Origin of the sequence: Leucobacter sp. Psy1, assembly GCF_020096995.1 — a bacterium.
Taxonomy (GTDB): Bacteria; Actinomycetota; Actinomycetes; order Actinomycetales; family Microbacteriaceae; genus Leucobacter.
This window is the reverse complement of record NZ_CP083692.1, coordinates 1668932-1683607: the sequence shown is the minus strand read 5'-3', so window position 1 is coordinate 1683607 and position 14676 is coordinate 1668932. Positions and strand designations below refer to the sequence as shown.

Sequence of the window (14676 nt, the reverse complement as noted above, 5' to 3'; positions counted from 1 at the left end):
TGCAGCATCGGCACAGCTGCCCTGATCCGATCCGGGCGGTGGGAAGGCACTATGCCCAATATGGAAAGCATCTCTGCCCAGCACGGCACAACCGGGTCAGTACCGACCGCGGAGGCTCGCATCCGCTGGCCCGTCCTCATCGGCTCTGGCACCGCGATCATCGCCATCGCCCTCTGGGCGATGCTCGCACCGGATCAGGCCGGCGCGGTCATCGGGAACGCCGTGGTCTGGGCGTCTACGACCTTCGGGTGGTACTTCATCTTGACTGCTGGCGTGGTGGTGGCCTTCACGCTCTTCCTCGCCTTCTCCTCGTCGGGGAAGACGAAGCTCGGCCCCGATCACTCGAAGCCGCAGTTCAATCTCTTCACCTGGGCCTCGATGCTGTTCGCCGCAGGCATCGGTATCGACCTCATGTTCTTCGCGGTCGCCGAGCCGGTTGCGCAGTACACCGGCCCGCCCGCGGGCGAAGCCGAGACGGTCGAGGCGGCGCGCCAGGCCATCGTCTGGACGCTCTTCCACTACGGGCCCGTCGGGTGGGCGATGTATGCGCTGATGGGTGGCGCGTTCGCCTACTTCGCCTATCGGCGGAATCTCCCGCTGAACATCCGCTCGCTGCTGACGCCCCTGTTCGGGAAACGTCTTGACGGGTGGGCGGGCCATTCGGTCGACATTCTGGCGGTTCTCGGCACTGTTTTCGGTATCTCGGTGACCCTGGGTATCGGCGTGGTCCAGCTCGCGTACGGCCTCCACGTCCTCATCGGCACGCCGAACGGAGTGGCGATGCAGATCGCGCTCATCGTGCTGGCGGTAGCGATGGCGACGATCTCGACGGTCTCGGGCGTCGAGAAGGGCATTCGGCGCCTCTCTGAGGCGAACGTCGTTCTCGCGGTGCTGCTGCTGCTCTGGATCCTCATCACGGGCGAAACCCGTCGACTGTTCGACGGCTTCGTCATGAACGTCGGCGACTTCATCTCACGCTTCCCGAGCATGGTGCTCGATACCTACGCCTGGGACCGGCCCGACGACTGGATGCAGGCGTGGACGCTCTTCTTCTGGGCCTGGTGGGTTGCCTGGGCGCCGTTCGTCGGACTGTTCCTGGCACGCATCTCGCGGGGCCGGAGTCTGCGCCAGTTCGTCGTCGGCGTACTCGTCATTCCCTTCGCATTCATCGCGATCTTCATCTCGATCCTGGGGAACTCCGCTCTCGAACTCGTCGTCGGAGGCGACCGCGAGTTCGCCGAGACTGCGGTATCCGTTCCGGAGCAAGCGTTCTTCGACCTGCTGCAGCAGTACCCCGGCGCGCCGGTGGTCATCGCCGTTGCGCTCCTGACCGGCCTGCTGTTCTATGTCACGTCGGCCGACTCCGGTGCGCTGGTGCTCGCGAACCTGTCGTCGAAGATCGACGATCCGAAGCAGGATGCGGCGAAGAGCCTGCGCATCTTCTGGGCGCTCGCCACGGGCCTCCTCACGCTCGCGATGCTGCTCGTCGGCGGCGTGCCGACCCTCCAGGCGGCAACCGTGGTCATTGGTCTCCCAGTCTCACTCCTCCTGTACCTGGTCATGATCTCGATGTTCCGTGCCCTGCGGAACGAGTCACAGCATCGCGAGGGGTACACCGCGACCATGCCTATTCGCTTCGGTCACGCCGAGTCCAACTGGCGGAAGCGCCTGCGGCAGTCGACGGTGTACCCGTCAGCGGCGCAGGTCTCGCAGTACTTGAACGGCATAGCGGAACCTGCGCTGGAGGAGGTCAGGTCCGAACTCGAGCAGGCCGGTGTGGACTGCCTGGTCGAGCGCGGCGAATGCCCCGTCCCCGACGTAGATTCGCTGCTCATCAGCGCGAGGCTCGACGACCACCAGTCGTTCAGCTACCAGATCTACCCGGTTGCGCACGAGACCCCGACCTTCGCCCCGGCTCGGAAGCGCGGCGAGGAGCACTACTACCGGCTCGAGGTGTTCTCGGCCTCGGGCTCCCACGGTTACGACGTGTACGGGTACAGCTCCGACCGTCTCATCGCCGACGTTATCGGGCACTTCGAGTCCCATCTCGAGTACCTGCGCATATCAGACGGAGTGGTCGATGCTTCGACGGGCGAGGATGAACCGATCATCACCGACTGGCAGGATGATTTCACACTGCCTGACACCGACCAGACCAGTTCGAAGGAGTAGACGGACATGCCAGACACCCTGTTTATCGATGGCAAGTGGACCTCGGCCATCGGCGGAGGCACTCGCGACATCCACTGCCCAGCCGATGGCGCGTTCGTCGCCACGGTCGACGAGGCCGACGACCGCGACTCGGTCGCGGCGATCCAGGCGGCTCGCCGCTCCTTCGACTCCGGCGTATGGTCGGAGGTACCCGCACCCCAGCGCGGCGACTTCCTCCTCCGCGTCGCCGCCGGACTGCGCGACCGGAAGGAGGAGTTCGCCAGAGCTGAGTCGCTCGACACCGGGAAGCGCATCGTCGAGTCCCGCATCGACATGGACGACATCGCCGCCTGCTTCGACTACTTCGGCAAGCTCGCCGGGCAGGACGCAGGCCGCATGGTCGATGCGAATGACCCGAACGTGGTCTCGCAGATCGTCTACGAGCCCGTGGGCGTCTGCACGCTGATCACTCCATGGAATTACCCGCTGCTGCAGGCGGCATGGAAGATCGCTCCGGCACTCGCCGCCGGTAACAGCTTCGTGCTCAAGCCGGCGGAGCTGACGCCCCACACGGCGATCCTCACGATGCGTCTGCTCGATGACCTCGGTCTTCCCGCCGGAGTTGCGAACCTCGTCCTGGGTGCTGGCGCCGATTGCGGGACGCCGCTGTCGACGGACCCGGATGTCGACATGGTGTCCTTCACCGGTGGCCTCGTCACTGGCCGCATCATCGCGGCGAACGCCGCGGCGACGGTCAAGAAGGTGGCGCTGGAACTCGGTGGCAAGAACCCCAACGTCGTGTTCGCCGACGCTGACTTCGACGCAGCGGTCGACAACGCGCTCAATGCGGCGTTCGTCCACTCCGGCCAGGTCTGCTCGGCAGGTGCGCGCCTCATCGTCGAAGAGTCCATCGCCGAGCGATTCACCGACGCCCTGGTGCGTCGCGCTGAGGCGATCCGGCTCGGCGGACCGTTCGACGAGGACGCGGAGACCGGCCCCCTGATCTCTGCCGCCCATCGAGACAAGGTCACCGCGTATGTCGAGGCCGGCATCGCCGAGGGCGCGCGTCTGCGGTGCGGTGGCAAATGGGGCGAGGGCGACCTCGAATCCGGCGTCTACTATCTGCCGACCGTGCTCGATCGTGTCGAGCGGGGCATGTCAGTCGTCACCGATGAGGCGTTCGGACCCGTGGTGACGGTGGAGACCTTCACGACGGAGGATGAGGCGGTGGCCACCGCCAACGACACCATCTACGGTCTGGCGGGCGCTGTCTGGTCGCAGGACGCCGGTCGGGTGCAGCGCATCGCCAGGCGCCTGAGGCACGGGACGATTTGGATCAACGACTTCCACCCCTACCTGCCTCAGGCCGAGTGGGGCGGATTCGGCCAGTCGGGGTTTGGGCGCGAGCTCGGACCGACCGGACTCGCCGAGTACCAGGAGCCGAAGCACATCTACCAGAACCTCTCCCCCGCTGTCTCGGGCTGGTTCCCCGAGCACACGAACTGACTCACCGAAGGAGCGAAGCATCGTGAACACCGCGCATACGTTTGACTACGTCATTGTCGGAGGCGGCTCGGCAGGCGCCGCCGTGGCCGCACGACTCAGCGAGGATCCAGAGGTCTCGGTCGGCCTGCTCGAGGCGGGTCCGAACGACGCCGACCACAACGTGGTGCTGCAGCTCGACCGCTGGATGGAGCTGCTCGAATCTGGCTTCGACTGGGACTACCCCATCGAGCCGCAGGAGAACGGGAACTCGTTCATGCGTCACGCGCGCGCCAAGGTGCTCGGTGGCTGCTCCTCCCACAACTCCTGCATCGCCTTCTGGGCCCCCGCGGAGGACCTCGACGAATGGGCGGAGAAGTATGGCGCAGAGGGATGGGAGTCGGAGCGCACCTTCCCGCTCTACACCCGGCTCGAGAACAACGATGACGACGGGCCGCTGCACGGTCACGAGGGCCCGGTGCGGTTGATGAACGTTCCTCCCGCCGACCCCTGTGGGGTCGCGCTGCTCGAGGCGTGCGAGGAGGCTGGGATCCCCCGGACGCAGTTCAACACCGGGCAGACGGTCGTCCGCGGCGCGAACTTCTTCCAGGTGAACCGGAAGGACGACGGCACCCGCTCCTCGTCTTCGGTCTCGTACCTGCATCCGATTGCTGATCGGAAGAATCTCACCATCATCACCGATGCGTGGGTGCGCGAGCTCGAGTTCGACGACTCAGGTGCCTGCACCGGAGTGCACGTGGTCGACAACGCGTTCGGCCGGGCTTCGCGGATCGCGGCGAATCGCGAGGTGATCCTCTCGGCCGGCGCCATCAATACGCCGCAGCTGCTCATGCTCTCGGGTATCGGCCCGCGCGAGCATCTCGAGGAACACGGAATCGACGTGCGCGTCGACGCCCCCGGTGTCGGCTCGAACCTGCAGGACCACCCCGAGGGCGTCGTCCAGTGGGAGTCGAAGCAGCGGATGGTGCGCGAGTCGACGCAGTGGTGGGAGATCGGGATCTTCGCGAACACGGAAGAGGGACTCGACCGGCCCGACCTCATGATGCACTACGGCTCCGTGCCCTTCGATATGCACACGTACCGTGCGGGTTATCCGACGGCGGACGAGATGATCTGCCTGACGCCGAACGTGACGCACGCCCGCTCGAAGGGCACCGTACGGCTGCGCTCCCGAGACTTCCGCGATAAGCCGCGCGTCGATCCGCGCTACTTCACGGACCCTGACGGGCACGACATGCGGGTCATGATCGCCGGCATCCGAACGGCGAGAGAGATCATGGCTCAGCCCGCGATGTCGGAGTGGGCGGGCACCGAGCTCGCGCCCGGCGCCGACGCACAGACCGATGAGCAGCTGGCCGAGTACGTGCGGACGACCCACAACACCGTCTACCACCCGGTGGGCACGGTGCGCATGGGCGCCGCAGGTGACCCCGAGGCGCCGCTCGATCCGCAGCTGCGCGTGAAGGGGGTCACGGGCCTCCGGGTCGCTGACGCCTCGGTCATGCCGGAGATCGTGACGGTGAATCCGAACATCACGGTGATGATGATCGGCGAGAAGTGCGCCGACCTCATCCGCAAGGGGAATTGATTCGAGCGTGGTCCACTCCGAACGAGCGCGAGTGGACCACGCTCTGGACCGGTGAGAGGATCGGTGCATGAAGATCCTCTCCATCCAGTCATCGGTCGCGTACGGTCATGTCGGTAACTCCGCCGCGGTCTTCCCGCTGCAGCGCATCGGTGTCGAGGTCATGCCCGTCTACACCGTCTGTTTCTCCAATCACACGGGCTACGGCTCGTGGAAAGGGCCCATGCTCACGGGTGACGATGTGCGCGATATCGTCTCAGGCATCGAGGAGCGCGGAGGGCTCGAGGGCGTGGACGCCGTCATCTCCGGTTACCAGGGTGGCGATGACATCGGCGACGCGATCCTCGACGCCGTCGAGCGGGTGAAACGCAACAGTCCCGATGCGCTCTACAGCTGCGATCCGGTCCTCGGCAACGCGACTTCGGGCTGCTTCGTCGCGCCGGAGGTGCAGGATCTCATCAGGGATCGGGTCGTCCCGAAAGCCGACGTCATCACGCCGAACCAGTTCGAGCTCGGCTTCCTCACGGGGACCGCGCCTGAGACGCTCGACGACGTGCTCGCGTCGGTCGAGCTCGTGCGCGATCTCGGACCGAGCACGGTACTCGTGACGAGCGTCGAGCGTCCCGACCGACCGGAAGGGACCATCGAGATGCTGGCGGTTACCGGAAGTGAGGCGTGGATCGTGCAGACCCCCCACCTTCCGTTCAAGGCGAACGGCTCAGGCGACGTGACCGCGGCGCTGTTCGCCGCACACTTCCGTCGGACGGGAGATGTCGCCGACGCGCTCGCACGCACGACCTCGAGCGTGTACGGTTTGCTCGAGACCACGCTGCAGTCGGGAGCGCGAGAGCTCCAGCTGGTCGAGGCTCAGGAACACTACGCGCACCCGGCGATGCAGTTCGACGTCCGTCGCGTTCAGTAACGGAGAGCGAGGTGGCGGTTAGGTGGCCACCTGCTCGGCCGTGAGCGCGTTGAGGCGCGACATGCAGCGGAGGTATTTCTTCCGGTACCCCCCGTCGAGCATGCCGCCGCCGAAGACGGTGGTCAGCGGAATGCCGGTCGCCGCGATCGGGATCTGCGCGTCGTAGACACGATCGACGAACGCGACGAAGCGGAGCGCCGCCGACTGGTCGGTGAGTTCGTGGACGCCGCGGAGGCCGATCGCCTGCACGCCGTCCAACAGCCCTGCATAGCTCGACGGATGGACGGTTGCGAGGTGGGCGATCAGCTCGCTGAAGTCGTCGTCCGTCATACGCTCGCCGGCCGCTGAGGCATCGGCGAGCGCGAACTGGTACGCATCGTCGCTGAGCACCACGGCGTCGCCGTCGAGCTCGCGTTGACGGTAGTCGGAGCCATCGATCCTGATGGTGACGAATCGGTCGCTCATCGCTTGGATCTCGCGCATGAAGTCCGATGCTGCGAACCGCCCCTCCCCGAGCGCGTTAGGCGGCGTGTTCGAGGTCGCAACGATCCGGGAGCCAGTTGAGGTGAGATCGCCGATCATCCGAGTCATCAGCATGGTGTCGCCCGGATCATCGAGTTCGAACTCGTCGATGCAGATGAGTTTCGCCCCCTGAAGCACTCCGAGCGCCCCCGTGTACCCGAGCGCTCCCACGAGCGCTGTGTACTCGATGAAGGTGCCGAAGTACTTTCGCCCGGCGGTAGCGTGCCAGGTCGCAGCCAGCAGGTGCGTCTTCCCCACGCCGAAGCCGCCGTCGAGGTACACACCTGGACGGGTGGGGCTTCCCTGACGCGCCTCCGCCTTCTTCTTGCCGAACCCGAGGAAACCGCCCCGCGAGACGGGGGCCGCCGGCCCCGCGAAGGCGCGCAGGGTATCCCTGGCCTCCTCCTGCGAAGGGTGGTCTGGATCGGGACGGTAGGAGTCGAACGTCGCGCGGTCGAACTGCGGAGGGGGCACGAGGGTCGCCACGAGTTCTGGACCCGAGATCCGAGGGGATCGCTGGACGAGTCGTGCGGAGCTGTGCTGAGCGTCTGAAGCCATCGGAGCAAGCTTAACCGCTCGGGCGCGGGCGCGGAGCACGCCCGGATCGCCGCTTCCCGGCGTGGCATGCTCATGGGACTCTCAGGGAACTCTAGTGTTCCGAGTGTGATAGCGACAGACCGAGGTCTTCCGGAAGCGTTCGCGGAGGCTGCAGAGCAACTGCGTCGAGCGCGATACCGGAGCGAACTGCTCGTTCGCGAGATCGCCGCTCCCGACAACATCGCTCCGCACGCCGTCGCGTTCGCGGCAGGGGTGAGGCCAGGTGCCGCTGCTGAGAATGCCACGGTCGACTCCCCCGATGGTGCCGGCCGCCTGGTGCTCCTGCACGATCCGGAGTCCGCCGCCGAGTGGGGCGGCGAGTTCCGGATCGTCTGCTACGCCCAGGCTCCCCTGGAGATCGAGCTCGGCGTCGACCCGTTCATTGTCGACGTGGCATGGTCATGGCTCGTGGACGCCCTGGAATCCCGAGACGCCGAATACACCGCCGCTTCCGGAACGGCGACCAAGACGCTCTCCTCCGGCTTCGGAACGCTCGCGTCTCAGGGCGACGGTGCCCAGCTGGAACTCCGCGCATCGTGGACCCCGCTCGGCACGACGTTCGACGCCCATGCGGCGGCGTGGTCGGAACTGCTGTGCTTGCTCGCGGGGCTCCCGCATCACGAGGGCGTGGCGTCGTTGCAGGCGCACGCGGCGACGCGGCGCCCCGGTTCGGATCGGGGGCTGCGCTCACGTGGTTGACCAGACCGATCTCGCACTGACGTGGACCATGGTCGAGGACGACACCGCATTGGCCGCGGCCGCAGAGACTCTTGCCTCGGGGGCGGGGCCCATCGGCATCGACACCGAGCGGGCCTCGGGGTTCCGCTACGGCGGCGACGCGTATCTCGTGCAGGTGTTCCGGAGAGGCTCCGGAACGTTCCTGTTCGATCCTCTCGGCATCGAATCCTTCGCTCCGCTCGCCCGCGCGCTCGCGGATGCCGAGTGGGTGCTGCACGCCGCGACGCAGGACATCCCCTGCCTCGACGAACTCGGTTTGCACCCGCCCGACCTCTTCGACACCGAGCTCGCCGCGCGCATCCTCGGGTACGAGCGTGTCGGGCTCGGTGCGCTCGTGGAGGCCAAGCTCGGCATCACGCTGGCGAAGGCGCATTCAGCGGCCGATTGGTCTCGAAGACCGCTCCCGGAGTCCTGGCTGGAGTACGCAGCGCTCGACGTGGCACTGCTTCCCGACCTGCGCGACGCGATCGCCGCTGACCTGGAAGGCGCTGAGAAGAGCGAGTTCGTCAGGCAGGAGTTCGCCGACATCCTGGTGCGCACCCCGAAGCCGCCGGCGGAGCAGCCCTGGCGTCGGCTCTCCGGCCTCAGCAAGCTGCGCTCGCCCCGGGATCTCGCGGTGGCCAGGGAGCTGTGGCTCGCGCGCGACGCTCTCGCGCGCGAGCGCGACGTGGCTCCCGGCAGGCTGCTCCCTGACTCCTCGATCGTCGCGGCCGCAGCCGCCGGGCCGCGCTCGCCCGGCGCATTGGCGGGGCTCCGATCCTTCTCCGGACGTACGAGCCGATCCGAACTGGAGAGATGGTGGCAGGCGATCATGGCGGGGAAGACGACCACCGATCTGCCCGAGCTGCGATATCGCGAGCCGGGCACACTGCCCCAGCACCGGTCATGGGCGAATCGGCATCCCGATGCTGCGGCGCGCCTCCAGGCTGCTCGCGAGGCCCTCGACGCGGCGTGCGAGCGCTGGAACATTCCGCGCGAGAACCTGCTCACGCCCGAGGTGCTCAGGCGACTCGCGTGGCAGCCGCCGGAACCGCTGACGGTGGAGGCAGTGGACGCGCGGTTGGAAGAGCTCGGTGCACGTGAGTGGCAGCGCTCGATCACGGCCCCGATTCTCACCGAAGCTTTTGTAGGAATCGCATAACTGGAGACCCTCCCAGCTGTCGCTTTCCTAAGATGGATTCCGTATTGGTACCCGATCCGATGGAGGCATAGTGGCCACAATGAGAGACGTCGTGTTCGTGGACGGGGTGCGTACCCCGTTCGGACGCGCCGGTGAGAAGGGCATGTACTGGGGAACACGGGCCGATGACCTCGCGGTCAAGGCGCTGCAGGGTCTGCTCGAGCGGAACCCAGAGGTCCCCGTCGAGCGCATCGACGATGTCGGCATTGCGGCGACCACTCAGCAAGGCGACCAGGGGCTGACCCTGGGCCGCACGGTAGCGCTGCTCGCCGGACTGCCGCAGTCGGTGCCCGGCTTCGCGCTCGACCGCATGTGCGCCGGTGCAATGACTGTCGCTTCCTTCATGGGCAGCGCGATCGGCTCGGGCCAGTACGACCTCGCCGTCGCCGGCGGTGTCGAGCACATGGGTCGGCACCCGCTCGGGCTGGACGCGGACCCGAACCCCCGCTTCGTCGCCGAAAAGTTGGTGAGCTCCGAGGCGCTGAACATGGGCATCACCGCCGAGCGCATCCACGACCGCTTCCCGCATCTCACGAAGGAGCGGGCCGACCGGTTCGGCATGAACAGTCAGCACCGTGTGCAAGCGGCGTACGATCGCGGCGACATTCAGGCCGATCTCGTGCCCGTCGCGATCCGTTCCGCCGAGGGGTGGTCGATGGCTACCGAGGACGAGGGACGTCGCCCCGAGACGAGCATGGAGGGTCTCGCGCAGCTGAAGACCCCGTTCCGCCCGCACGGTCGGGTCACGGCGGGAACCTCCTCCCCGCTCACCGACGGTGCCACGATGTCCCTGCTCGCCGGAGGTGATACGGCGAAGGAACTCGGCCTGCAGACGAAGATGCGTCTCATCGGCTACGGCTTCGCTGGCGTCGAGCCCGAGGTCATGGGTCTCGGACCAGTTCCCGCGACCGAGAAAGCGCTCCGACGCGCGGGCATGTCGATCGACGACATCGGGCTCTTCGAGCTCAACGAGGCGTTCGCGGTGCAGGTGCTGTCGTTCCTCGACCACTTCGGCATCGACGATGACGATCCCCGGGTCAACCCGTGGGGCGGGGCTATCGCCGTCGGTCACCCGCTGGCTGCCTCTGGCGTCAGGCTGATGACCCAGCTCGCACGTCAGTTCGAGCAGCGCCCCGACGTGCAGTTCGGCCTCACGGCGATGTGCGTCGGCCTCGGCCAAGGCGGCAGCATGATCTGGGAGAACCCGCACTACACCGGCAAGAAGTCGGCCAAGAAGAGCAAGGGATGAATCGCGTGACCGACTACAGTTCCATCGACTTCGCACCGCTGCTCGCCGCGGACCCCGACGAGGTCGTCAGCCACTCCTACGTCCGAGACGTCGCACTCCCCTCAGGCGGGACGCTGGCGCTCATCACCCTCGACAACGGACGAGACCACACCCGTCCGAACACCCTCGGCCCGCGCACGCTCGACGAGCTGAACGGCGTGCTCGACGGGCTCACCGGGCGCGCTGCGCACGGCGAGATCCAGGGCGTCGCCATCACCGGCAAGCCGTTCATCTTCGCCGCGGGCGCCGACCTCTCACGGGTCTCCACGCTCGCCACGGAGAGCAACGCCCGTCTGATGGCGCAGCTGGGACACTTCGTGCTCGGCAAGCTCGGAGCGATCGGCGTGCCCTCGTTCGCGTTCGTGAACGGTCTCGCCCTCGGCGGGGCGATGGAGATCGCCCTGAACAGCGACTACCGCACGGTCGACTCGTCCGCTGCCGCGCTCGCGTTCCCCGAGGTGTTCCTCGGGATCATTCCGGGTTGGGGCGGGGCCACCATCGTGCCGAACCTCATCGGCATCGAGAAGGCCATTGAGATCATCGTCTCGAACCCGTTGAAGAACAACCGCATGATGAAGCCGCAGCAGGCACGCGAACTCGGTCTCTTCGACGAGATCTTCGGGCCCGCGCGGTTCCTCGAGCAGTCCATCCTCTGGGCCGATCGGGTGCTCACGGGGGCCGAGAAGGTGCAGCGCACGCACGTGCCGGGCAAGATCGAACGGACGGTGAAGTGGCCTGCGGCCATCAAGATCGCCCGCGAGACGCTCCAGTCGCGGATCGGCCCGGCGCCCCGCGCACCGTACGTCGCCCTCGACTTGCTCGAGGCCGCGCGCGACAACGATCGCGCGGCGGGCTTCCGGCGAGAGGACGATGCGCTGGCCGAACTTATTTCGGGTGACCAGTTCCCGGCGTCGATCTACGCGTTCGACCTCGTGCAGAAGCGTGCGAAGCGTCCGGCGGGCGCCCCTGACAAGGAGCTCGCTCGGAAGGTGCAGAAGGTCGGTGTGATCGGGGCGGGCCTCATGGCGAGCCAGTTCGCGCTCCTCTTCGCGCGGAAGCTCAGGGTACCCGTCGTTATCACCGACCTCGACCAGGCGCGCGTCGATCAGGGACTCGCGCACATCCGGACCGAGATTGAGAAGATGCACGAGAAGGGTCGTCTCTCGCGCGACGCGGCGAACCAGGTCTCCGCGCTCGTCACGGGTACAACGGATCGCCAGCAGTTCGCGGACTGCGACTGGGTCATCGAAGCGGTCTTCGAGGAGCTCGGTGTCAAGCAGCAGGTGTTCGGCGAGTTCGAGCCGATCCTTCGGGAGGACGCCGTTCTCGCGACGAACACCTCGTCGCTCTCCGTCGATGAGATCGGAGCCCACCTGGCGCGGCCTGAGCGCCTCGTCGGCTTCCACTTCTTCAACCCCGTCGCCGTTATGCCCCTGATCGAGGTGGTCAAAGGGGCTCGCACCGACGACGAGACGCTCGCCACCGCCATGACGACCGCCAAGAAGCTCGGCAAGAGCGCGGTCATCACGGCGGACCGGCCGGGATTCGTGGTGAACCGCCTCCTCGCCAAGGTGATGGGCGAGGCTGCGCGCGCCGTCGACGAGGGCACGCCGCTGCCGGTCGTGGAGCGTGCCCTCGACCCGATCGGGCTTCCCATGGGGCCGTTCGAGCTGATCGACCTGGTCGGCTGGAAGGTCGCGGCGCACGTGCAGGACACCATGGTCCGGGCGTTCCCCGATCGGTTCTACGCGTCGGACAACCTCCACGCCCTCGCCGAGGTCGAGTCACCGCTCGACAAGAACAAGCACGGGAAGGTCACCGATCTCTCGAGGGCCGCCCGCAAGCGCGTCACGGTCGGTAAGCGCGCATCGGCGCCAGAGGAGATCCTGCACCGCGTCGAAGACGAGCTCGCGCGCGAGATCTCGATCATGCTCGATGAGGGTGTGGTCGCTGCGGCCGAGGACATCGATCTCTGCCTGATCCTCGGCGCCGGCTTCCCGTTCCAGGCCGGTGGGGTCACGCCCTACCTCGATCGTGTCGGGGCGAGCCTCCGCGCCCGGGGTGCGGACTTCCACGAGCCGCGGATCGCCGGAGCGCACTAGCGGAAACTCAGAGAGCGGGTGGGCGTCGTGGAGACGTCCGCCCGCTCTCGCGATGTACGGACTAGTCGGCGGTGGGTCGCGCGACGGGGATCTTGGTTCCGCGCACCTGTGCCGCGACATCTGCCGCGATCTGTTCGGCCGTGAGGCCGGCGTCGGCGAGGAGCTCGCCCCGGCTCGCGTGCGGCAGGAACTCGTCGGGAGTCCCGAGTTCGCTCACTGCGGTGTCGACGCCGGCGTCGCGGAGGGCCTGGCGGATCCGTGTGCCGACGCCGCCGACGCGGATCCCGTCCTCGATGCTGATGAGCAGTCGGTGCTCCCGGGCGAGTTCGACGACGGATTCGGCGACCGGAACAACCCAGCGAGGATCGACGACGGACGCCGTGATCCCCTGTTCCTGCAGGATCTCGGCCGCATCGAGCGCGACCTGCGCCATCGGGCCGACCGTCACGAACAAGACATCGCCGCCCTCGCGGAGCACATCGACGCCGTCCCCGGTGCGGCGCACCGCCGGCAGATCTTCTCCGACGGCTCCCTTCGGGTACCGGACGACGGTGGGCCCGTCGTCGATCGCGACGGCCTCGCCGAGGACCTCGTTCAGCGTCTCCTCATCGCGCGGGGCGGCGATCCGGATCCCAGGGACAATCTGCAGCATCGCGAGATCCCACACGCCGTTATGGCTCGCGCCATCGGGTCCCGTGACTCCAGAACGATCCAGAACGAACGTGACCCCTGCACGGTGGAGCGCCACATCCATGATGAGCTGATCCACGGCGCGGTTCATGAAGGTCGCGTACACCGCGAAGACGGGGTGCAGTCCGCCGAAGGCGAGGCCAGCAGCCGAGGTGACGGCGTGCTGCTCGGCGATACCCACGTCGAAAACGCGATCGGGGTGCCGTTCGGCGAAGCGGTCGAGACCGGTGGGGGCGAGCATAGCCGCCGTGATGCCGACGATCTCGGGCCGCTCGTCGGCGAGTTCGACGATCCGATCCCGGAACACCGATGTCCAGCTGCGCCCCGACGACTTCGCGAGCGGAGTGCCGCTGCCCGGATCGATCTGTCCGATGGCGTGGAACTGGTCCGCCTCGTCGTTCTCCGCGGGAGCGTACCCGCGACCCTTCTCTGTGATCACGTGGACAAGCGCGGGCCTGCCGTACTCCTTCGCCTGCCTGAGCGTCTGTTCGACAGCCTCGAGGTCGTGGCCGTCGATGGGGCCGAGGTACTTGATGTCGAGGTTCGAGAAGAGGTGGTCGTTGTTGCTCGCACGGCTCAGGAACCCGTGCAGGCCACCGCGCACGCCGCGGTACAGGGACCGGCCGGGCTTCCCCAGACGCGAGAAGAGCTTCTCGCTCCCCTCCTGCAGGTCGAGGTAGGTGTCCTGCGTCCGCACCGAGTTCAGGAACCTCGCCATTCCGCCGATGGTGGGAGCGTACGACCTTCCATTGTCGTTCACCACGATAACGAGCCCGCGGGCATTGTCATCGGTGATGTTGTTGAGCGCCTCCCACGTCATGCCGCCCGTGAGTGCACCGTCGCCGACGACGGCGACGACGGTGCGGTCGCGCTGACCCGTCTGCGCGAACGCGCGAGAGATCCCGTCCGCCCAGCTGAGGGACGTCGAGGCGTGCGAGTTCTCCACGATGTCGTGCTCGGACTCGGATCGCTGCGGATAGCCGGCGAGGCCCTCGCGCTGGCGAAGCTCGCTGAAATCCTGGCGGCCGGTCAGCAGCTTGTGGACGTAGCTCTGATGGCCGGTGTCGAAGACCATGGGGTCGCGAGGCGACTGGAAGACCCGGTGCATGGCGATCGTCAGCTCGACGACCCCGAGGTTCGGACCGAGATGCCCGCCCGTCTTCGCGACCTCCGCGATGAGGAACTCCCGGATCTCAGCGGCCAGCATACGTCGCTCCTCAAGCGAGAGGGCGTCGAGATCACGAGGTCCCTGGATACGGTCGAGAATCGTCACCGGCTGCCCCCGCCTTTCGCCTCGGGTCGCTCCCGAGTTCATCCTTTCATCCTACTCCGGGTGCCCGTCCCCGCGGGGCACGCGGACGGGGGTGGACACGAAAAGGGGGCGTCGGATCAGATCCG

At 67.1% G+C, this 14676-nt stretch carries 10 protein-coding genes; 8 read left to right on the top strand and 2 right to left on the bottom strand.

Going from position 1 to position 14676, the window contains the following annotated elements:
* The first annotated feature begins 60 nt into the window (after nt 1-60).
* The 4 genes from betT to pdxY all read left to right on the top strand — a co-directional run bounded on the left by betT (nt 61) and on the right by pdxY (nt 6161).
* Nucleotides 61-2172: a choline BCCT transporter BetT gene (gene betT / locus K8P10_RS07845; protein WP_224778399.1), complete on the top strand. Its 2112-nt coding sequence runs from the start codon at nt 61-63 to the stop codon at nt 2170-2172.
* 6 nt (nt 2173-2178) lie between these two features.
* Nucleotides 2179-3657: an aldehyde dehydrogenase family protein gene (locus K8P10_RS07840; protein WP_224778398.1), complete on the top strand. Its 1479-nt coding sequence runs from the start codon at nt 2179-2181 to the stop codon at nt 3655-3657.
* A gap of 22 nt (nt 3658-3679) precedes the next feature.
* On the top strand, nt 3680-5242 hold the full coding sequence (locus K8P10_RS07835; RefSeq protein ID WP_224778397.1) for a GMC family oxidoreductase: 1563 nt from the start codon (nt 3680-3682) through the stop codon (nt 5240-5242).
* Between the two features lie 67 nt (nt 5243-5309).
* Nucleotides 5310-6161: a pyridoxal kinase PdxY gene (gene pdxY / locus K8P10_RS07830; protein WP_224778396.1), complete on the top strand. Its 852-nt coding sequence runs from the start codon at nt 5310-5312 to the stop codon at nt 6159-6161.
* A gap of 18 nt (nt 6162-6179) precedes the next feature.
* Here pdxY and zapE read toward each other — a convergent pair whose 3' ends face one another.
* Entirely contained in the window at nt 6180-7241 is a 1062-nt protein-coding gene (gene zapE / locus K8P10_RS07825; protein ID WP_224778395.1) for a cell division protein ZapE, read from the bottom strand.
* 108 nt (nt 7242-7349) lie between these two features.
* Here zapE and K8P10_RS07820 point away from each other — a divergent pair, with 108 nt between their 5' ends.
* From K8P10_RS07820 to K8P10_RS07805, 4 genes are all read left to right on the top strand, one after another.
* The gene (locus K8P10_RS07820) at nt 7350-7979 is read left to right on the top strand and encodes a DUF3000 domain-containing protein (RefSeq protein WP_370632001.1); all 630 of its coding nucleotides are present in this window, start codon (nt 7350-7352) and stop codon (nt 7977-7979) included.
* A 28-nt stretch (nt 7980-8007) separates the two neighbouring features.
* Entirely contained in the window at nt 8008-9159 is a 1152-nt protein-coding gene (locus K8P10_RS07815; protein ID WP_224781238.1) for an HRDC domain-containing protein, read from the top strand.
* 70 nt (nt 9160-9229) lie between these two features.
* Nucleotides 9230-10447: a thiolase family protein gene (locus K8P10_RS07810; protein ID WP_224778393.1), complete on the top strand. Its 1218-nt coding sequence runs from the start codon at nt 9230-9232 to the stop codon at nt 10445-10447.
* Between the two features lie 5 nt (nt 10448-10452).
* Entirely contained in the window at nt 10453-12588 is a 2136-nt protein-coding gene (locus K8P10_RS07805) for a 3-hydroxyacyl-CoA dehydrogenase NAD-binding domain-containing protein (RefSeq protein WP_224778392.1), read from the top strand.
* A 61-nt stretch (nt 12589-12649) separates the two neighbouring features.
* Here the strand turns inward: K8P10_RS07805 and dxs are convergent, their stop codons facing one another.
* Entirely contained in the window at nt 12650-14551 is a 1902-nt protein-coding gene (gene dxs, locus K8P10_RS07800) for a 1-deoxy-D-xylulose-5-phosphate synthase (RefSeq protein ID WP_224781237.1), read from the bottom strand.
* Nucleotides 14552-14676: the final 125 nt, after the last annotated feature.